This window comes from Roseateles chitinivorans (assembly GCF_050632235.1).
In the GTDB taxonomy this organism is placed as follows: Bacteria; Pseudomonadota; Gammaproteobacteria; order Burkholderiales; family Burkholderiaceae_C; genus Roseateles; species Roseateles chitinivorans_A.
This window is the reverse complement of record NZ_CP192584.1, coordinates 5,115,176-5,133,471: the sequence shown is the minus strand read 5'-3', so window position 1 is coordinate 5,133,471 and position 18,296 is coordinate 5,115,176. Positions and strand designations below refer to the sequence as shown.

Below are 18,296 nucleotides of genomic sequence, written 5' to 3'. Positions count from 1 at the left end.
TTCATGACAGTTACCGGATCACTCGATGTTCTGCACCTGTTCCTTCATCTGCTCGATGGCGACCTTCATCTCGACCGAGATGTTGGTCAGCTCGATGGCCGCGGCTTTGGAGCCCAGCGTGTTGGCTTCGCGGTGCAGTTCCTGCATCAGGAAGTCCAGCCGCTTGCCAACCTCGCCGCCCTTCTTGAGCAGGCGGTCGATCTCGTCCAGGTGGGCGCGCAGCCGCGTGAGCTCCTCCGCGACGTCGATGCGCAGCGCGTAGGCCGCGGCCTCGTTGACGGCGCGCTCCTGCAGCGACTGCTCGGAGATCGTCTGCGCGGCGCCGGTCGCGCTCAGCGCCTCCTGCCAGCGTTCGAGGAAACGTTCCCGCTGGCGTTGCACCGCCGCCGGGATCAGCGGCTCCGCTTGTGTGGCGAGGTCCCGCAAAGTGGCGACGCGCTGCTTGAGCATCGTTACCAATTTCGCGCCTTCGCGTTCACGCGCTTCCAGGAATCCCTTGATGCATTGACGCGCCGCGTCGAGCACCGTCTCGTCGTTCGCCGAGGCGCCCGTGGCCCCGGTCTTGCACCAGTTGAGCGCTTCCTGGACGGTCAATCCCTGCGCTTTCGGCAGCCAGGATTGCACCTGCGATTCCAGCCGCGAAAGCCGGTTGAGCTGCTCTGGCTGCGGGTTCGGCCAGGAAGTGTCGGTGTCCTTGTGGGTGTTGATCCTCAGTTCGATCTTGCCTCGCTTGACGCTGGCGGAGACGAGCTCGCGCAGGGCCGCCTCGAGCGAGCGCAGCTCGTCGGGCATGCGGAAGCTCAGGTCGAGGAAGCGTCCGTTCACCGAGCGCGCCTCCACCGTGACCGCGGGTTGGGTGGCCGGGCTAGGGGTTTCGCCGGAGTTCGCGGGTTGTGCCGTGGCGCTGGCATAACCGGTCATGCTGTAAACTGGCATCAGCTATCGGTAGAACAATCGAACCGCGATTATGTCAAAGCCGAAACCGGCGCCCTTGCCCGCAGGCACGGTGGTGGGGGGCTATCAGATCATCAAGAAACTGGCTGCGGGTGGATTCGGCGTCGTTTATCTCGCCGAAGACCCCGACCATCACTTGGTGGCTCTGAAGGAATACCTCCCCTCGTCCCTTGCAGAACGATCTCCCGGAGAACTCACGCCTCGCGTGAAACCGGAGAAACAGCCCCTATACCGCCTGGGGTTGCGCAGCTTTTTTGAAGAAGGCCGTTCACTCGCGCAAATTTCGCATCCGAGCGTCGTCTCGGTGCTGAATTTCCTGCGGGAGAACGAGACCGTCTATATGGTCATGAATTACCTGCAAGGCGATACCTTGCAGGATTTCATCGTGACCGCGCGCGATTTGAAGCGTGACAAGGTGTTCCGCGAATCGACCATCCGGTCGCTCTTCGACGAAATCCTCAAGGGCCTGCGCATCGTGCACCAGCACAAGATGCTGCACCTGGACATCAAGCCGGCCAATATCTTCATCACCAACGACAACAAGGCGGTGCTGCTCGATTTCGGCGCGGCCCGCGAAGTGCTGTCCAAGGAAGGCAACTTCATCCGGCCGATGTACACGCCCGGCTTCGCCGCGCCCGAGATGTACAGACGCGACGGCTCGCTGGGCCCGTGGACCGACATCTACGCGATCGGCGCCTGCATCTACGCCTGCATGCAGGGCTATCCGCCCAACGACGCGCCGCAGCGCCTGGAGAAGGACCGCCTGGGGCTGTCGCTCTCGCGCCTGCGCAACGTGTATTCCGACAACCTGCTCGAAGTGACCGAGTGGTGCATGTCGCTCGATCCGCTGACCCGCCCGCAGAGCGTCTTCGCGCTGCAGAAGGAACTGTCGCGCGAGACCGAGCGCCGCTACACCAAGCTCAGCTTCAGCGAGCGCCTCAAGCTGCAGCTGGAGAACCTGAAGACCGGGGCCAAGGCGTGAAGTTCTCCGTCTACCAGGTGAGCCGCCGGGGCGGGCGCGAGAAGAACGAGGACCGCATGGGGTATTGCTATACCCGCGAGGCCGGTCTCTTCGCCCTCGCCGACGGCATGGGCGGCCATCCGGACGGCGAAGTCGCCGCCCATCTGGCGCTCCAGAACGTCGCGGCGCTGTTCCAGCGCGACGCGCAGCCGGTGATCAAGGAGCCTTCGCAGTTCCTGGAGACGGCGGTGCTGCTCGCGCACCAGCAGCTGCTGACCTACGCGCAGCAACGCGGCATGAACGACACGCCGCGCACGACCATCGTCGTCGGGCTGATGCAACAGGGTCAGATCTGGTGGGCGCACTGCGGCGACTCCCGCATGTACCTGCTGCGCGAGACCGAGCTGATCGCCCGCACCCGCGACCATTCCTACAGCGAGCTGCAGGAGGCGCTGGGCCGCCACGCGACCGGCGCCGAGCGCTTCAACCGCCATGTGCTGTTCACCTGCCTGGGCAGCCCCGGCAAGCCGATGATCGACGTGAACGGTCCGGTGCTGCTGCAGAACGGCGACCGCATGCTGCTGTGCTCGGACGGGCTGTGGAGCTCGGTGAGCGACGTGGACATCCTGCGTCACATGTCGGACAGCCGCTCGGTCGGCGACGCGGTGCCGGAGCTCGTCGAGCAGGCGCTGCGCCAGGCCGGCGCGCGCAGCGACAATGTGACGGCCCTGGCCGTGGAGTGGGAAGGCGAGGGCGACGCCCCGGATTCCATCTCCACGCAGGACCTCGACCAGGAAGGCTTCGCCTCCACGATCCACGGGGCGACCCAGGACGTGCAGCTCGACGAGGCCGAGATCGATTCCGCCGTGCGCGAGATCCAGGACGCGATCCGCAAGGCCGGCAAGAAGCCCCACTGAAGGCACCAAAGGATTTCCTCATGAGCAGCAGCGCCACCCGCCCGCAAGGGCGCGCGGCGGACGCCTTGCGTCCGGTCCGCATCACCCGTCATTACACGCGCCACGCCGAAGGGGCCGTGCTCATCGAGTTCGGCGACACCAAGGTGCTGTGCACCGCGTCGGTCGAAGAGAAGGTGCCGCCGCACAAGCGCGGCAGCGGCGAAGGCTGGGTCACCGCCGAATACGGCATGCTGCCCCGCGCCACGCACACCCGCAGCGACCGCGAGGCCGCGCGCGGCAAGCAGACCGGCCGCACGCAGGAGATCCAGCGCCTGATCGGCCGCGCGCTGCGCGCGGTGTTCGACCTGAGCAAGCTCGGCGAGCGCACCATCCAGATCGACTGCGACGTGCTGCAGGCCGACGGCGGCACGCGCACGGCGGCCATCACCGGCGCCTACGTGGCCGCTCACGATGCGGTGAGCTGGCTGATCGCGCAGGGCAAGATCGCCGCGTCGCCGCTGAAGGACGCGGTCGCCGCGATCTCCGTCGGCATCCTGGACGGCCAGGCGCTGCTGGACCTCGAGTACGTCGAGGACTCCGCCTGCGACACCGACATGAACGTGGTCATGACCGGTGCGGGACACTTCGTCGAGCTGCAGGGCACGGCCGAAGGCGTCGCGTTCACGCGCGCCGAGGTCGACGTGCTGCTGAACCTCGCCGAGAAGGGCATCCGCGAGCTGCTCGTCGCGCAGCGCGAGGCGCTCGGCCTGAAGTGAATTCCCCGGGGGCCAAGGTCGCGAAGGCCCCCGTTCTCTCCGTCGATTGGAGCAAGCGATGAAGTTGGTCCTGGCCTCCAACAATGCGAAGAAGCTGAAGGAACTGCAGGCGCTGTTCGAGCCGCTGGGCATCGAACTCGTGACGCAGGGCAGCCTCGGCATCCCGGAGGCGGAAGAGCCTTTCCACACCTTCGTCGAGAACGGCCTGACCAAGGCGCGTCATGCGGCGAAGGCCAGCGGCCTGCCGGCGCTGGCGGACGACTCGGGCCTCGCGGTCGACGCGCTCGGCGGCATGCCGGGCGTGCTGTCAGCGCGGTATGCGACGCTGTTCGGCCATGAGAAGAGTGACGCGGAGAACAACCGCGTGCTGCTTGAGAAGCTCGATGGCATCGAGGATCGACGCGCACGCTTCGTCTGCGCGCTGGTGGCGGTGCGTTCGGCCGACGACCCGGAACCGCTGATTGCGATGGGTCGCTGGCACGGCGAGATCCTGCACGTGCAGGAAGGCGAGGGCGGCTTCGGCTACGACCCGCTGATGTTCATTCCCGAACTCGGGAAGAGCGTCGCGGCGCTGGGCGCCGAGGCGAAGAACCGGTTGAGCCATCGCGCGCTCGCGTCGCAAGACCTGCTGCGCCAGATGCGCGAGAGCTGGCACCTTGGCTGACATCATCCGCATGATGCGGCCCGGCACGCTGACGCTGTCGGCGCTGCCGCCGCTGTCGCTGTACGTGCATCTGCCGTGGTGCATCCGCAAGTGCCCGTACTGCGATTTCAATTCTCATGAGTACCGCGACGGGCGCGAGCTCGACGTCGAGACCGCGCGCAAGTACCTCGCCGCGCTGCGCTCGGACCTGGAAGCGGCGCTGCCGCTGATCTGGGGACGCTCGGTCGTGTCGATCTTCATCGGCGGCGGCACGCCCAGCCTGTTCGCGCCGGAGCAGATCGCCGAGCTGATCTCCGACCTGCGCGCGCGGCTGCCGCTGGAGCCGGGCTGCGAGATCACGATGGAGGCCAATCCCGGCACCTTCGAGAAGGACCGCTTCGCCGGCTTCGCGCAGGCGGGCGTGACGCGCCTGTCCATCGGCGTCCAGAGCTTCGACGACGCGAAGCTGCACGCGCTCGGCCGCATCCACAGCGGCACGCAGGCGCGGGCGGCGATCGAGGAAGCTGCCCGCGCCTTCGGCACCTTCAACATCGACCTGATGTACGCGCTGCCGGGGCAGACGCTGGCGGAACTCGACCAGGACCTGGACATCGCGCTGGCCTTCGATCCGCCGCATCTGTCGGTCTACCACCTGACGATCGAGCCCAACACGCGCTTCGCGAACGCGCCGCCGGAGCACCTGCCCGATCCCGATCTGGCCAGCGATATGCTGGACCTGATCACCGCCCGCACCGGCGCGAAGGGCATGTCGCGCTACGAGGTCTCGGCCTATGCGCGCGACGGCCATCGCTGCACGCACAACACCAACTACTGGCAGTTCGGCGACTACCTCGGCATCGGCGCCGGCGCGCACACGAAGCTCAGCTTCGCGCACCGGCTGCTGCGCCAGGTGCGCTGGCGCGATCCCGCGACCTTCATGCAGAAGGCGGCCGAGGGTCAGGCCGTGTCCAACGAGAACGAAGTTGCCCGCAACGAGCTCCCCTTCGAGTTCATGCTGAACGCGCTGCGTCTGCGCGAAGGCGTGACGATGCAGAGCTTCCTCGAACGCACCGGCCTGCCGCCGTCGGCGATCGCCAAGGCGATGGTGCAAGGGCGCGAGAAGGGCCTGCTCGATCCCGATCCGGCCGTGATCCGCGCGACGCCGCGCGGCTTCGACTTCCTCAGCGATCTGCAGGAACTGTTCCTGAGCGCATGACCTGGGTGTGGCTTGAGCGCGTGACGCTCAGGCCGTGACAGGCGTCGTCCCCGGCGTGACCTTGCCGGTCGCCAGGCAGGTCTTGGCGCCATCCAGCGCCGCCCGCGACTGCGCGGTCTCCTCGTGCAGCCACTCGATGAACGCGCACACGGCGGGCTCCTGGCGCGACTTCGGTCGGTAGACGATGTGATAGCGCTGCGGCTCCTTGAGCATCGCCTGCCGCGGCGCGACGCGCACGAGGCGGCCGTCGAGCAGCGCGTCCGCGGCGAGCAGCTCGCGCGTCAGGCCGACGCCCATGCCTTGCTCCGCCGCCTGCAGCAGGATGCCGAAGTCGTTGAAGATTGCGACGGGCACGACCTGGCGCCGCAGTCCGGCTTGCGAGAACCAGTCCTCCCATTGCGCCGCGTCGCCCAGCAGCGGCGCCTGCGCGAGCGCTTCCAGCGGCTCGCCGATCAACTGGTGCGCCAGCGCAGGCGACGCCACCGGCAGCATCGACAGGTCGAAGAGCGGCTCGCTGTCCAAGCCTGGCCACGGGCCGAGGCCCTGGCGCAGCGCGATGTCGAAGTTCTCGCGCTCCAGGTCGACCAGGCGGGGTGACGCCTCGATCTCGATCGTCACCTCCGGATGCCGCGCGTGCCAGCGGCCCAAGCGCGGCAGCAGCCAGCGCTGCGCGAAGGAGGGCAGCACCGTGACGCGCAGGCTGCGCTGCTCGATGCCGTGCGCCGCCGTCGCGGCGCGCAGGCCCTGGTCGAGTTCCTGGTAGGCGCGTTCCACGCCGCGCAGCAGTGCGCCCCCGGCCGCATTCAGCACGACCCGTCGGCCCTGTCGATCGAAGACGGGGAAGCCGAGCTGAAGCTCCAGCGCGCGGATCTGCTGGCTCACGGCGGAGTGCGTCAGGTTGAGCTCCTCGGACGCGGCGCGCAGGTTCTGGTGCAGCGCGGCGGCCCGGAAGGCGGCCAGGTACTGGAGCGGCAGCCGGGGGATGCGCATGGGGTGTTCGTCCTCGTTCAGGGTCCGGCGCGTCGTTCATTGGGTAGCCAGACTGCACAAGGAGGCAAGGATATAGCGTTTGTAGAGCGATTGCTGGGCATCTAGCATTACCAGCACTGATCCAGAACTCCCCCGATGAACGAAGGAACGACCATGAACGAGCCCGACATCACGTCCTGCCTCCGCGCCCGGGTGACCCCGCAGGTGCCGTGCTACGCCTACTCGCCGTGGGCGCGCTTTCCGGTGATCGGACCGGCGCTGACGGTGCTGATCGCGATCCTTTCCGCGTTGGCGCTGGTCTCCAACGCCAACGCGTTCAACGACGTCAACGCCGAGCTGCAGATCGCCGCCCGCGAGCAGCGTGTCGCGAAGGTCGAGGCGCAGCGGATCGCCCGCGAGCAGGCCGCGCGCCAGGCGACGCTGGTCGCCGCGGCCAACGATCGGCAGACCGCCGCGCCGGCGCGCGCGCTGCCGGTCGTCAACCGGACCAACGATCGCACCAACGAACGCGCCAACGAAGAGAAGAAGGGCCGCGCCCAATGAGCACGACGACGATTGCATCCACCTCGCCCGCCGACCTTGTCCAGGCGCAGCTCGACGCCTACAACGCGCATGACGTCGAGGCGCTGGTCGCCACCTATGCGGCCGACGCGCGCCAGTACGAGTATCCCGACCGGCTGATCGCGCAGGGCGCCGCGGCCTTGCGCGAGCGGATGGCCACGCGCTTCGAGGCGTCGCGCCCGCAGGCCCAGCTGCTGCACCGCATCGCGGTGGGCAACACGGTCATCGACCACGAGCGCATCGTCAACCAGACGCCGGACGGCCCCGTCGTGCGCGAGCTGATCGCGATCTACGAGGTGGACCCAACTCCGGCAGGCGGGGAGGGCGGCCATGGCGATGCCACCGAGGGCGGAAATGCAAACGGGCGCATCGTCAGCGCCCGTTTCGTGTTCGGCGAGGAAGTCCCCGCCGGCAAGTGAGGATCGACCGCGGGTCGACCGTGGATCAGCCGCTGATCACACGCGGTTCATCGACATGCCCGCCGTGCTGCGCAGGCGCTCGATCAAGCGCGTGGCGATCTGGTGCAGCGGCAGGACCTCGTCGGCGGCGCCGGCGTTGATCGCCTCGCGCGGCATGCCGAAGACGACGCAGGTCGCCTCGTCCTGCACGAGGTTGTAGGAGCCCGCGTCCTTCATCGTCTTCATCGCCTTGGCGCCGTCCGCGCCCATGCCGGTGAGCATGATGCCCAGCGCGTTCTGGCCCACCACGCGCGCGGCGGAGTTGAACAGCACTTCCACCGACGGCTTGTGGCGGTTCACCGCCTCGCCGTCCTGCACGCGGGCGATGTAGTTGGCGCCGGAGCGCTCCACGCTGAAGTGCATGCCGCCCGGCGCGATGTAGCCGTGGCCGGGCAGGATCCGCTCGCCGTCCTGCGCTTCCTTCACGCGGATCTTGCACAGGCCGTCCAGCCGCGCCGCGTAGCTGCGGGTGAAGCCCGCCGGCATGTGCTGCGTGATGCAGACCGCCGGGCAGTCGGCGGGCAGGTTGATCAGCACGTCCTTGGTGGCCTCGGTGCCGCCGGTCGACGCACCGATGAAGATGATCTTCTCGGTCGACAGCCGGCCCAGGCTCGCGATCGGCGAGGCGGGCTTGATCGGCGGCGTCGCGCCGCCGGCCGGCGCGGGCGCGCCCGGTGCGGCGGCGGGACCCGGGGCGTGCAGGCGCCGGATCTGCGCCTTCGCCGCGATGCGGATCTTGTCCGTGATGTCCTGCGCCAGCGCGCGGATGCCGTCGGCCACACCGATCTTGGGCTTGGCCACGAAGTCCACCGCGCCCAGCTCCAGCGCCTTGAGCGTGACCTCGGCGCCGCGCTCGGTCAGCGTCGACACCATCACGACGGGCATCGGCCGCAGGCGCATCAGGCGCTGCAGGAAGTCGAGGCCGTCCATCTTCGGCATCTCGACGTCGAGCGTGATCACGTCGGGGTTGAGGTTGCGGATCATCTCCCGCGCGACCAGCGGGTCGCTGGCGGCCCCGACGCATTGCATGTCGGGCTGGCGGTTGATGATCTCGGTCAGGATGCTCCGCACCAGCGCGGAATCGTCGACGACGACGACGGTGGTCTTGGCCATGTCTTCTTGCTCCTCGGTACTGCCGGGCCGGCGGCGTCCTTGCTGCCGCGGTGCCGCCCCGATGTGGTCTCAGTGATGCGTCGGTGTCAGAACAGGTCGATCGACCCGCCGGTGCTCGCCACCGGTTGCGCCTGCTGCGCCGCGGTCCTGTCCTGCTGCACCAGCGCGTCGGTGTTGGTCGGCGCCAGGCGCTTGACCATCGCCTTGCCGCTCTTGGGCAGGAAACACACCTTGCGCGGGTACACGTCCATGACGTCCTTGGACACAATGGGGATGCGTTCCAGCTTCAGGAAGTCGATGACGAAGTTGGTGTTGCGCTCGCCGACGTTGATCGTGTTCATGCCGGCGATCACTGCGCCGCCGCCGAAGATCTTCGCTTCCATGCGGCTCTTGGAGGCGCCGCGCTTCATCATCTCGTTGATCAGCAGTTCCATCGCGAACGAGCCGTAGCGGCCCGAGTCGCCCTGGCCCTCGGGCAGCATGAAGTGGTTCATGCCGCCGATCTGCGCGTGGCGGTCCCACAGGCAGGCCGCGATGCACGAGCCCAGCGTGGTCATGACCAGGATGTCGTCGTTGTCGACGAAGTACTCGCCGGGCAGGACCTTGACCGCGGCGTTCTTGAAGTGCGCTTCGTAGAAGAAGAACGACGCCTCGCCGTTCTTGCGCGTCACCGACTTGAGCTGGGCCACGCGGGCCGCGCCGGCGCTGGCCAGCGCCGCGCTTTGCTGCATCGCGGAGGAGGCTGAGGGCAGGGTCATGGGGGTGTCGCTGAATGAAGGTTCTTCGGATCGTCGCGCGGCGGATCGTTCGTGGCGATCAGCCGACGCGCTCGTAGATCGTCTTGCCGCGCAGGCGGAAGAGATCGCGGGAATCGGTGAAGTTCTCGGAATGGCCGACGAACAGCAGCCCGCCCGGACGCATCACCTTGTGGATGCGCTCCAGCACCTTGCGCTGCGTCGGGGCGTCGAAATAGATCATCACGTTGCGGCAGAACACGACGTGGAAGGGATCGCCCAGCGACCACGTGGTGTGCATCAGGTTCAACGGCCGGAAGTCGATCATCTTGGCCAGCTCGGGGCGCACGCGGATGCGGCCCTCGTTGGCGCCGGTGCCGCGCAGGAAGAACTGCTTGAGCCGCTGCGGCGACAGGCCGCGGGATTCGGCCGCGTAGACGCCCTTGCGCGCGGTGTTGAGCACGTTGGTGTCGATGTCGCTGGAGACGATCTGCACGCCGCTGCTGGCGCCCAGCGATTCCTGGCAGGTCATGGCGATGGAGTAGGGCTCCTCGCCGGTCGACGCCGCGCAGCACCAGATGCGGATCGGCTTGCCGGTCAGCGTCTTGAGGTCGTCGGTGAGCGACAGGAAGTGGTGGTCCTCGCGGAAGAACGAGGTCAGGTTGGTGGTCAGGCAGTTGACGAACTCCTGCCACTCCTGGTCGCCCTGCGGGCCCGTGACGCCCTCCAGCCACTGGAGGTAGTCGGCGAAGCTCTTGTAGCCGGTGTCGCGCAGCCGGCGGGACAGCCGGCTGTAGACCATCGCATGCTTGCCGTCGTGCAGCGAGATGCCAGCATGCTGGTAGATCAGCTGGCGGACGCGTTCGAAGTCGGCCTTGCTGAAGCTGAACTCATGATCGATCGCCTCCACCTGAGACGAGGCCACGAGCGGGACCGGTTGACCTGGGCGCATGGGGCTGTTTGGTTTTATTCGAAGATGAGATGCCGTAGCACCGGGTGATCGCCATTGTCGACAATAACTAGTTTGAATGTGTTTGGTCCATTTGATGTGTGAAAGAGGTGGGGGGAACCCCTCTTTTCTGCGCGCTCATTTGGGGGGAAGCCGCTAGACTGCCCTCGAAATTGCCTGATTCGATCTTGGACGCTCCGCAAAGTCTCATTGCAGCCCACAAGCTGCGCCTGGACCTGGCCCTGCAGCTGCTGCAGCAGGCCGGTGCGATGCTGCCCGACGCGGAGCCGTATTCGGAGCCGTGGCTGCAGGGCATCCTCGACGCCTTGTGCGATCTCTCCAGCAAGGACGCGTTGACCGGACTGGTCAACCGCCGCAGCTTCGAGATGGCGCTGGCGCGCGAGGTCGATCGCGTGGCGCGGTCCGGGGAACCGGCGCTGCTGCTGATGCTGGACATCGACCACTTCAAGGCGGTCAACGACCAGCACGGCCACGCGGCCGGCGACCTGGTGATCCGTGCGGTCGCGCAGGCGATCGCGCAGACGGTGCGGCCGATGGACACGGTGGCGCGGATCGGCGGCGAGGAATTCGCCATCATCCTGCCCAACTGCCCGACCTCGTTCGGGGTGACGGTCGCGGAGCGCATCCGGCAACGGGTGCAGGGACTGGCCGTCAGCGCCGGCGGCGGACAGCCGCCGCTGACCTGCACGATCAGCATCGGCGGGGCGTTCGCGCCCCAGTGGGTGCGGTCATCGACACTGATCTGGACGGAACGGGCGGATCGTCAGCTGTACCGTGCCAAGGCCGAAGGCCGCAACCGCGCCTGCCTCGAGAGCCATGTGGACTCGCTGGTCAGCGCCGAGGAAAAGGGCATGTTGTTCGCCGTAACGCAACAGGATAGTGAATGAGCAATACAACAGCTCCTGCTGCACCCAATGCCCGCGGAGGCGCTCGCACCTTGGCCGTCACGAGCGGCAAGGGCGGCGTGGGCAAGACTTTTGTCACCGCCAATCTGGCGGCGGCCCTGGCCGCGCGCGGCGAGCGTGTGCTGGTGCTGGATGCCGACCTCGGCCTGGCCAACCTGGACGTGGTGCTGAACCTGCATCCCAAGCTCACGCTGCACGATGTCTTCACCGAACGCTGCACGCTGGACCAGGCCATCCTGCCCGCGCCGGGCGGCTTCCACGTCCTGCTGGCGGGCTCGGGCATGGTCGAGTACTCGCGGCTGACGCCCGACGTGCGCGACAAGCTGCTGCACATCCTCGAGGTGGTGCGGCCGCGCTTCGACTATGTGCTGCTGGACACCGGCGCCGGGATCTCGGACGTGGTGCTGTTCTCGGTGTCGATGGCGCATGACGTGCTCGTTGTCGCGACGCCGGAACCGACCTCGTTGACGGACGCGTACGCCACGATCAAGGTGCTCGCCACGCAGCAGGAACGCCGCCTGGTGCGCCTGGTCGTCAACCAGGCCAACCGGCCCGGCGAGGGCAAGCTGATCTGCGGCCAGCTGCAGCAGGTGCTGCAGCGCTTCGTCGGACCGACGCCGGGGCAGACCTTCAAGCTGGAACTGCTCGGCGAGGTCAAGAACGACCCGATGGTCCGGCAGGCCGTGCTCAAGCGGCAACTGCTGCTGGAGCACTACCCCGGCTGCGACGCGGCTCAGGGGATCCGCGGGCTCGCGTCCAAGGTGCTGGAATACTCCGCGGGTCACGCCTGACCCTCCGGGTCTTCCCGTTCCTGCATTCCGCTTCCTGGGTTCCGCGTCCCGCCTGCTGCTTTCCTGATGAACGATTCCACCGAGACCGGTGCGGCCGACGACACGGCCGGCACCGAAGGCACCCCGGCGGGTGCCGCTCCCGCCACCCCGTTCGAGTGGGTTGGCGGCGAGGATGCCGTGCGGCGTCTTGTCGACCGCTTCTACGACCTGATGGACCTGGAGCCGCGTTTCACGCAGCTGCGGGCGATCCATCCGACGACGCTGGACGGCTCGCGGGACAAGCTGTTCTGGTTCCTGTGCGGCTGGCTGGGTGGCCCGGACCACTTCGTCGAGCGCTTCGGTCATCCGCGCCTGCGCGCCCGCCACATGCCCTATCGCATCGGCATCGCCGAGCGCGACCAGTGGATGTCGGCCATGACGCAGGCGATGGCGGAATGCGAGCTGGACGTCGAGTTGCAGCGCCGCCTGGCGGCGTCCTTCGCCAACACGGCGGACTGGATGCGCAACGTCTGAATTGCGGGTGCCTGGTTACCTCCGGGCGACGACTGCAATGACTGAAAATGATGTAAACGGCGCTTCCAGCGTGCATATCTGACACGGGCGCCGGTCGCGTCGGGGCGCCGGTGAACACGGCCCGGCCGCCTTCGTCTACCGTTGCATCCATCATGTACACGCTGCTCCACGACGATGAGGTCGGCATCGAAGCCAATCCCGACCTGATGCATGTCCGGATCGACGACGGCCGCCTGTGGCTGTCCGACGATGCCCGGGAAGACATCGAGGTCTGCGCCGGCTACTGCCCGGACACGGACAGCCCCATCCAGATGCTGAACTTCCTGCGCGCGGCCTGCGTGCGGCTCCAGCACGTGGACATGGACGGCGAGGAGGCGGAGCACGCCTTCATGTCGTTCTGCGTGCTCAAGGGACTGGAGCATGCGATCGAGACCCACTGGCAGGGGCCGGAGTCGGTCGGCGAGTTCCGCCCGGAGCGGTTGCTGATGGCGTTCACGACGCCGGTCTCCCCTTACGGCAGCTTGATGCTGCATTGAGGACCGACCGAAGAGGGATCTTGGATCCCTCGGAAGAACGAAACGCCGGACGCAAATGCGTGCCGGCGTTTTTCATTGCGGCCCGAGATCGCCCGTGAGGGTGATCCGGAACGTCGGGGTCAGTCCATGCGGAAGGCGAAATCCTGCTGGAACCGGTGTTCACCCGGGCAGACGTAGCGCGACTTCAGCGTGCCTTCGATGGCGTTGGAGAACGCGCGGCGGGTGCGGACGTCCATCGAGCCGCCGAGGGCCTGGATCTGCACCGCAACGACGCGGCCGCCCTGCACGTCGGCCACGGCGCGGAACAGCGCTTCGCCGCTCCAGTTCACGGCGGGCATCTCCGGCGCCGCCATCTGAGTGCAGATGGCCCCAGGCTGCTGAAGGGCGGTCGTTGGCGGCGTCTTGGCGGGGGTCATGTCTTGCTTCTCCCCGGCCTCCGCCACTTGGAACGATTCGTTCTTCCGGCCATCGGAGATCCCCACCGTGGCGACGACCGGCTCCTTCGTCGGGGTGATCTCCACAGGCGGAATGGGCACCTCGATCACGCGCGGTGTCGGCATCGCTGGCGGAGGCACCGTCAAGCGCTCGACCGGCTTCGGCTGGTCGAGCGGCTCGGTGATCGTCTTCATCCGGATTGGCGGCGGCGCCTCGGTGGCGTGACGCTGGAAGCCCTTGACCAGGGCGCCCACCATCAGCAGGTGGACGAGGCCGACCAGGACCAGCCCGGTGGTGCGGGCGTTCGGAGCGTGCATGGACATGCGTGTTCCCTCCCCATCGAAACGATGGCTGCGTGGTTGCTGAGACTCAATTTGTTGAGAACGGTTCTCGACTACGCCGGCATGACCGCAGACTAGCGACGCGGGCACGGCGATGCAATCGCGTGTTCCGGAAAACAACGCGCGTCAGGGGAGGGGAAAGCCCGTGTGGGCGGGAGACGGGGAGGGCGGCGACGCTCAGCTGTTGAGCAGGACCATCAATGCGCCGCTGCCGCCATCGCTGGCGCGGGCCTGGACGAAGGCCAGGACTTCCTGCTTCTGGACGAGCCAGCGGCGCACGCGCGCCTTCAGCACGGGCTCGCGCCCCGGAGAGCCGTTGCCCTTGCCGTGGACCACGCGCACGCAGCGCAGGCCGCGCCGGGCACTGTCGTGGATGAAGGTGCCCAGCGCCTCGCGCGCCTGATCGCGGCGCAGGCCGTGCAGGTCGATCTGCGCCTGCAGCGCCCAATGGCCACGTCGCAGCTTGCGCACCGACTCCGCCGAGACCTCCGGTCTCCGGAAGGACAGCGTCTCGTCCGTCTCCAGCAGCGAGTCGACGTCGAAATCGTCCGACAGCGCCTGCTTCCAGGCCATCTGCTCGTCGAGCTCGCGCTGGCGCGGCTCCGGCTCGGGGCGGCCCGCGTTGAGGATCACGCGGTTGGTCACGGGCAGCGGCACGACCTTGCCGACGGTGCGCTCGAAGATGCGCGCTTCCTCGTCGCGCAGGCGCGCCAGCGCGGCCTCGCGCTCGCGGCGCTCTTCCTCCGCGCGCTGGCGGAGCTTCAGTTCTCGGTGCAGCGTCTGCAGGTCTTGCAGGCTGCGCAGTCGGTCGGTCACAGCAGGCCCAGGTCGGTCATCGATGCAGGCTGGCCCGCGCCGACGATGAAATGGTCCAGGACCTTCACGTCGATGAGCGCCAGCGACTCGATCATCGCGCGGGTCAGTTGAACGTCCTGCGGCGACGGATCGGTACGTCCCGAAGGGTGGTTGTGAACCAGGATCACCGCGGCGGCGTCCAGGGTCAGCGCGCGTTTCACCACCTCCCGGGGGTACGCAATGGTATGGGAAAGGGTGCCGTGGAACAGCGTCTCCAGGGCGATCAGCCGATGCTGGGTGTCCAGGAACATCACCGCGAAGCATTCGGCGCGCTTGTCGTCGTACTCCAGGCGCAGGTAGTCGCGGACCGCTTCGGCGGACTCGAAGACCGGCCCGTCGCCCAGCGTCTCCCGGAAGGCCCGGCGGGCGACCTCCAGCACCGCCAGCAGGGACGTGCGCTTCGCAGGCCCCAGCCCCTTCACCCCCTGGAGCGAGGCAATCGGTTCGCGCAGTAGGCCTCGGAAGCCGCCACAGCGGTCGAGCACGTCGCGCGCGAGGCTCAGGACAGGTCGCCCCGGCAGACCGGTGCGCAGAAGGATCGCCAGAAGCTCGGCGTCGGAGAGGGTGGAAGCGCCCTGCGCCAGCAGCTTCTCCCGCGGACGGGCCTCGGGCGGCAGCGCGGCGATGACCGACGGGACTGACGGCCTGGGCAGTGCGATCGGGGCGGGGAGAACGGTCATGTCGGGACTCGGAGGAAGGAAGGCGGCGCTACAGCCTAAAATCGCGCTTCGATTCCCAAAATCCCCCTGACTAGTGACCCTCGTTCAACCAGGATCCTTCCTGACCCTGCATTACCGGCTGAGCGGGCCGGACGGCCAGGACCTGATCAACACTTTCGCCGACAAGCTGCCGGCCACGCTGACGCTGGGCGCCGGCGAGCTGGCGCCTGCGATCGAGGCGCGCCTGGTCGGCCTGGCCGAGGGCACGCACACCCGCGTCGAGCTGGCGCCGGGCGAGGCCTTCGGCGAGCGCAACCCCGAGCTGCTGCAGCGCGTGAAACGCGCGCTGATGCGCCAGCTGGGCGATCCGGACGAGGAATACCACGTCGGCGACGTCGTGCAGTTCCCGACACCGGACGGCCAGGGTCAATACGCCGGCGTGGTGCGCGAGCTGGGGGAGGACTGGTTGCTGTTCGATTTCAACCACCCGTTGGCGGGACAGCCCGTCAGCTTCGAGGTGCAGCTGATCGGGGTGCTGTGATGACGGCGATGGACGTGAACATGAAGGACATCGTGCTGGCCGAGCCGCGCGGCTTCTGCGCCGGCGTGGACCGCGCGATCGAGATCGTCGAGCGCGCGCTGAAGAAGTTCGGCGCGCCGATCTACGTGCGCCACGAGATCGTGCACAACACCTATGTCGTCAACGACCTGAAGGCCAAGGGCGCGATCTTCATCGAGGACCTGGCCGACGTGCCGGCCGGCGCGACGCTGGTGTTCTCGGCCCACGGCGTCAGCCAGGCGGTGCGCAAGGAGGCGCAGGAGCGCGGCTTCCAGATCTTCGACGCGACCTGCCCGCTGGTGACCAAGGTCCACGTGGAAGTGGCCAAGCTGCACCGCGAGGGCTACGAATTCATCATGATCGGCCACAAGGGACACCCCGAGGTCGAGGGCACGATGGGCCAGCTCAGCGACGGGATCTACCTCGTCGAGGAGGCGTCGGACGTGCCGCATGTGCGGGTCAAGGATCCGAGCCGACTGGCGGTGGTCACGCAGACGACGCTGAGCGTCGACGACGCGGCCGAGATCCTGCGCGCGGTGAAGAAGCACTTCCCCGAGGTCCGCGAGCCGAAGAAGCAGGACATCTGCTACGCCACGCAGAACCGCCAGGACGCCGTGAAGGTGATGGCGCCGCAGGTGGACGTGGTGGTGGTGGTCGGCAGCCCGACCAGCTCCAACAGCAACCGCCTGCGCGAGCTGGCCGAGCGCCTGGGCACGCCGGCCTACATGGTCGACGCCGCCGAGGACGTGCAGGCCGAATGGCTGGACGGTCGCTCGAAGGTGGGCCTCACGGCGGGGGCCTCCGCGCCGGACGTGCTGGTGCAGGCCGTGATCTCGCGCCTGCGCGAGCTGGGCGCGACGACCGTGCGCACGCTGCCGGGCGTCGAGGAACACGTGCGCTTCCCGCTGCCGATGGGGCTGGGCGACAAGTCGATGGCCGAGGTCACCAGCGGGCGATCTTGATCGTCGCGGTGATCCTCTCCGGAGGGCCGCCGCTGAGTTCCGGATGAGCTCCCCGTCGAGCTCCCGCTGATCGACATTCCCCATGCATTGCCGACGCCCCCTTCAGAGGGCCGCCGTCGGCGCAGAACACGAAAGACACACCATGCTGGACATCACCCTGCTGCGCAAGGATCTGGACGCCGTCATCGAGCGCCTCCAACAGCGCAAGAACCCCCAACCGTTCCTGGACGTCGAGCGTTTCAAGACGCTGGAGACCGACCGCAAGCAGGTGCAGATCCGCACCGAGGAACTGCAGGCCAAGCGCAACCAGCTCTCCAAGCAGGTCGGCATGCTGAAGGGCAAGGGCGAAGACGCCAGCGCCGTGATGGCCGAGGTCGCCGGCATCGCCGACGAGCTGAAGGCCGGCGCCGAGAAGCTGGACGTGATCCAGGTCGAGCTCAACACGATGCTGATGAGCGTCCCCAACCTGCCCGACACCAGCGTGCCGGCCGGTGCGGACGAGACCGGCAACGTCGAGGTGCGCCGTTGGGGCCAGCCGCGCGAGTTCGACTTCGCGGTCAAGGACCACGTCGACCTCGGCGCGCCGCTGGGCCTGGATTTCGAACTCGGCGCCAAGCTGTCGGGTTCGCGTTTCGCCTTCCTGAAGGGCCCGGTCGCGCGCCTGCATCGCGCGCTCGCGCAGTTCATGCTCGACATGCAGACCCAGGACCACGGCTACACCGAGTGCTACACGCCCTACATCGTCAACCGCGAGATCCTCGAGGGCACCGGCCAGCTTCCGAAGTTCAAGGAAGACATGTTCTGGGTGCTGCGCGGCGGCGACGATGAACAGAACGAGCAGTACCTGATCTCGACCTCGGAGATCTCGCTGACGAACTCGGTGCGCGAAAGCGTCCTGACGGTCGACGAGCTGCCGGTCAAGCTGACGGCGCACAGCCCGTGCTTCCGCTCGGAGGCCGGTTCGGCGGGTCGCGACACGCGCGGCATGATCCGCCAGCACCAGTTCGACAAGGTCGAGATGGTCCGCATCGAGCAGCCCGAACACAGCATGGCCGCGCTCGAAGAGATGACCGCCCACGCCGAAGCCGTGCTGCAGAAGCTCGGCCTGCCGTACCGCACGGTGCTGCTCTGCGCGGGCGACATGGGCTTCGGCGCGGTCAAGACCTACGACCTGGAAGTCTGGCTGCCGGCGCAGAACACCTATCGCGAGATCAGCTCGTGCTCGAACATGGGCGCCTTCCAGGCTCGCCGCATGCAGGCGCGTTTCAAGACCGCGCAAGGCAAGAACGAGCTGGTGCACACGCTGAACGGTTCCGGCCTGGCGGTGGGTCGCACGCTGGTCGCGGTGCTGGAGAACTACCAGCAGGCCGACGGCAGCATCACGGTGCCGGAGGCGCTGCGTCCGTACCTGGGCGGCAAGGACGTGTTGAAGGCCTAAGTGGGCACCCCTCCGACGCGTCTTTCGCAC

Annotated in this window: 22 protein-coding genes; 14 read left to right on the top strand and 8 right to left on the bottom strand. The window is 67.6% G+C overall.

The window, feature by feature from the left end:
• Nucleotides 1-18 precede the first annotated feature (18 nt).
• Nucleotides 19-936 (bottom strand): YicC/YloC family endoribonuclease, encoded by a 918-nt coding sequence (locus ACQ859_RS23400; protein WP_431262991.1) that lies wholly within the window; start codon nucleotides 934-936, stop codon nucleotides 19-21.
• Between the two features lie 31 nt (nucleotides 937-967).
• Here ACQ859_RS23400 and ACQ859_RS23395 point away from each other — a divergent pair, with 31 nt between their 5' ends.
• From ACQ859_RS23395 to hemW, 5 genes are read left to right on the top strand one after another with little or no spacing between them, the layout of a single operon-like run.
• Nucleotides 968-1,936 (top strand): serine/threonine protein kinase, encoded by a 969-nt coding sequence (locus tag ACQ859_RS23395; RefSeq protein ID WP_058936168.1) that lies wholly within the window; start codon nucleotides 968-970, stop codon nucleotides 1,934-1,936.
• Complete coding sequence (locus ACQ859_RS23390) at nucleotides 1,933-2,832, top strand: PP2C family protein-serine/threonine phosphatase (RefSeq protein WP_067275106.1); 900 nt, start codon at nucleotides 1,933-1,935, stop codon at nucleotides 2,830-2,832. The genes ACQ859_RS23395 and ACQ859_RS23390 overlap by 4 nt, the downstream gene beginning before the upstream one ends.
• 20 nt (nucleotides 2,833-2,852) lie before the next feature.
• On the top strand, nucleotides 2,853-3,587 hold the full coding sequence (gene rph, locus ACQ859_RS23385; RefSeq protein WP_331614045.1) for a ribonuclease PH: 735 nt from the start codon (nucleotides 2,853-2,855) through the stop codon (nucleotides 3,585-3,587).
• Between the two features lie 58 nt (nucleotides 3,588-3,645).
• Nucleotides 3,646-4,251 carry an RdgB/HAM1 family non-canonical purine NTP pyrophosphatase gene (rdgB, locus tag ACQ859_RS23380; RefSeq protein ID WP_431262990.1) on the top strand — a complete coding sequence of 202 codons (606 nt, stop codon included), beginning with the start codon at nucleotides 3,646-3,648 and terminating at the stop codon, nucleotides 4,249-4,251.
• Nucleotides 4,252-4,261: 10 nt separating this feature from the next.
• Nucleotides 4,262-5,446, top strand: a complete 1,185-nt coding sequence (hemW, locus tag ACQ859_RS23375) for a radical SAM family heme chaperone HemW (RefSeq protein WP_431266636.1) — start codon at nucleotides 4,262-4,264, stop codon at nucleotides 5,444-5,446.
• Nucleotides 5,447-5,473: 27 nt separating this feature from the next.
• Here the strand turns inward: hemW and ACQ859_RS23370 are convergent, their stop codons facing one another.
• On the bottom strand, nucleotides 5,474-6,436 hold the full coding sequence (locus ACQ859_RS23370) for a LysR substrate-binding domain-containing protein (RefSeq protein ID WP_431262989.1): 963 nt from the start codon (nucleotides 6,434-6,436) through the stop codon (nucleotides 5,474-5,476).
• A 153-nt stretch (nucleotides 6,437-6,589) separates the two neighbouring features.
• Here ACQ859_RS23370 and ACQ859_RS23365 point away from each other — a divergent pair, with 153 nt between their 5' ends.
• Entirely contained in the window at nucleotides 6,590-6,979 is a 390-nt protein-coding gene (locus ACQ859_RS23365; RefSeq protein WP_431262988.1) for a hypothetical protein, read from the top strand.
• Complete coding sequence (locus tag ACQ859_RS23360; RefSeq protein WP_431262987.1) at nucleotides 6,976-7,416, top strand: nuclear transport factor 2 family protein; 441 nt, start codon at nucleotides 6,976-6,978, stop codon at nucleotides 7,414-7,416. Before ACQ859_RS23365 ends, ACQ859_RS23360 begins: the two co-directional genes overlap by 4 nt.
• A 36-nt stretch (nucleotides 7,417-7,452) precedes the next feature.
• On the opposite strand, the gene ACQ859_RS23355 is transcribed toward ACQ859_RS23360, so the two are convergent.
• From ACQ859_RS23355 to ACQ859_RS23345, 3 genes are all read right to left on the bottom strand, one after another.
• Entirely contained in the window at nucleotides 7,453-8,568 is a 1,116-nt protein-coding gene (locus ACQ859_RS23355; RefSeq protein WP_431262986.1) for a protein-glutamate methylesterase/protein-glutamine glutaminase, read from the bottom strand.
• A gap of 86 nt (nucleotides 8,569-8,654) precedes the next feature.
• Nucleotides 8,655-9,326, bottom strand: coding sequence for a chemoreceptor glutamine deamidase CheD (cheD, locus tag ACQ859_RS23350; protein WP_088403685.1), 672 nt, complete (start codon nucleotides 9,324-9,326; stop codon nucleotides 8,655-8,657).
• Nucleotides 9,327-9,384: 58 nt separating this feature from the next.
• Nucleotides 9,385-10,254 (bottom strand): CheR family methyltransferase, encoded by an 870-nt coding sequence (locus tag ACQ859_RS23345; protein WP_431262985.1) that lies wholly within the window; start codon nucleotides 10,252-10,254, stop codon nucleotides 9,385-9,387.
• Nucleotides 10,255-10,439: 185 nt separating this feature from the next.
• On the opposite strand from ACQ859_RS23345, the gene ACQ859_RS23340 reads away from it, so the two are divergent.
• The 4 genes from ACQ859_RS23340 (at nucleotide 10,440) to ACQ859_RS23325 (ending at nucleotide 13,017) form a co-directional block, all read left to right on the top strand.
• The gene (locus tag ACQ859_RS23340) at nucleotides 10,440-11,159 is read left to right on the top strand and encodes a GGDEF domain-containing protein (protein ID WP_431256261.1); all 720 of its coding nucleotides are present in this window, start codon (nucleotides 10,440-10,442) and stop codon (nucleotides 11,157-11,159) included.
• Nucleotides 11,156-11,968 (top strand): MinD/ParA family protein, encoded by an 813-nt coding sequence (locus ACQ859_RS23335; protein WP_431262984.1) that lies wholly within the window; start codon nucleotides 11,156-11,158, stop codon nucleotides 11,966-11,968. Before ACQ859_RS23340 ends, ACQ859_RS23335 begins: the two co-directional genes overlap by 4 nt.
• A 66-nt stretch (nucleotides 11,969-12,034) precedes the next feature.
• Nucleotides 12,035-12,481: a group II truncated hemoglobin gene (locus tag ACQ859_RS23330; RefSeq protein WP_431262983.1), complete on the top strand. Its 447-nt coding sequence runs from the start codon at nucleotides 12,035-12,037 to the stop codon at nucleotides 12,479-12,481.
• A gap of 152 nt (nucleotides 12,482-12,633) precedes the next feature.
• Complete coding sequence (locus ACQ859_RS23325; protein WP_431262982.1) at nucleotides 12,634-13,017, top strand: hypothetical protein; 384 nt, start codon at nucleotides 12,634-12,636, stop codon at nucleotides 13,015-13,017.
• A 119-nt stretch (nucleotides 13,018-13,136) separates the two neighbouring features.
• Here the strand turns inward: ACQ859_RS23325 and ACQ859_RS23320 are convergent, their stop codons facing one another.
• The 3 genes from ACQ859_RS23320 to radC form a co-directional block, all read right to left on the bottom strand.
• Nucleotides 13,137-13,775 (bottom strand): hypothetical protein, encoded by a 639-nt coding sequence (locus ACQ859_RS23320; RefSeq protein ID WP_431262981.1) that lies wholly within the window; start codon nucleotides 13,773-13,775, stop codon nucleotides 13,137-13,139.
• A gap of 195 nt (nucleotides 13,776-13,970) precedes the next feature.
• Entirely contained in the window at nucleotides 13,971-14,609 is a 639-nt protein-coding gene (locus tag ACQ859_RS23315) for a Smr/MutS family protein (protein ID WP_431262980.1), read from the bottom strand.
• On the bottom strand, nucleotides 14,606-15,328 hold the full coding sequence (gene radC, locus ACQ859_RS23310) for a RadC family protein (RefSeq protein WP_431262979.1): 723 nt from the start codon (nucleotides 15,326-15,328) through the stop codon (nucleotides 14,606-14,608). Before radC ends, ACQ859_RS23315 begins: the two co-directional genes overlap by 4 nt.
• 73 nt (nucleotides 15,329-15,401) lie before the next feature.
• Here radC and ACQ859_RS23305 point away from each other — a divergent pair, with 73 nt between their 5' ends.
• From ACQ859_RS23305 to serS, 3 genes are all read left to right on the top strand, one after another.
• Complete coding sequence (locus tag ACQ859_RS23305) at nucleotides 15,402-15,848, top strand: FKBP-type peptidyl-prolyl cis-trans isomerase (RefSeq protein ID WP_067275053.1); 447 nt, start codon at nucleotides 15,402-15,404, stop codon at nucleotides 15,846-15,848.
• On the top strand, nucleotides 15,848-16,828 hold the full coding sequence (gene ispH / locus ACQ859_RS23300) for a 4-hydroxy-3-methylbut-2-enyl diphosphate reductase (protein ID WP_088403698.1): 981 nt from the start codon (nucleotides 15,848-15,850) through the stop codon (nucleotides 16,826-16,828). Before ACQ859_RS23305 ends, ispH begins: the two co-directional genes overlap by 1 nt.
• 142 nt (nucleotides 16,829-16,970) lie before the next feature.
• Complete coding sequence (serS, locus tag ACQ859_RS23295) at nucleotides 16,971-18,266, top strand: serine--tRNA ligase (RefSeq protein ID WP_431262978.1); 1,296 nt, start codon at nucleotides 16,971-16,973, stop codon at nucleotides 18,264-18,266.
• Nucleotides 18,267-18,296 lie beyond the last annotated feature (30 nt).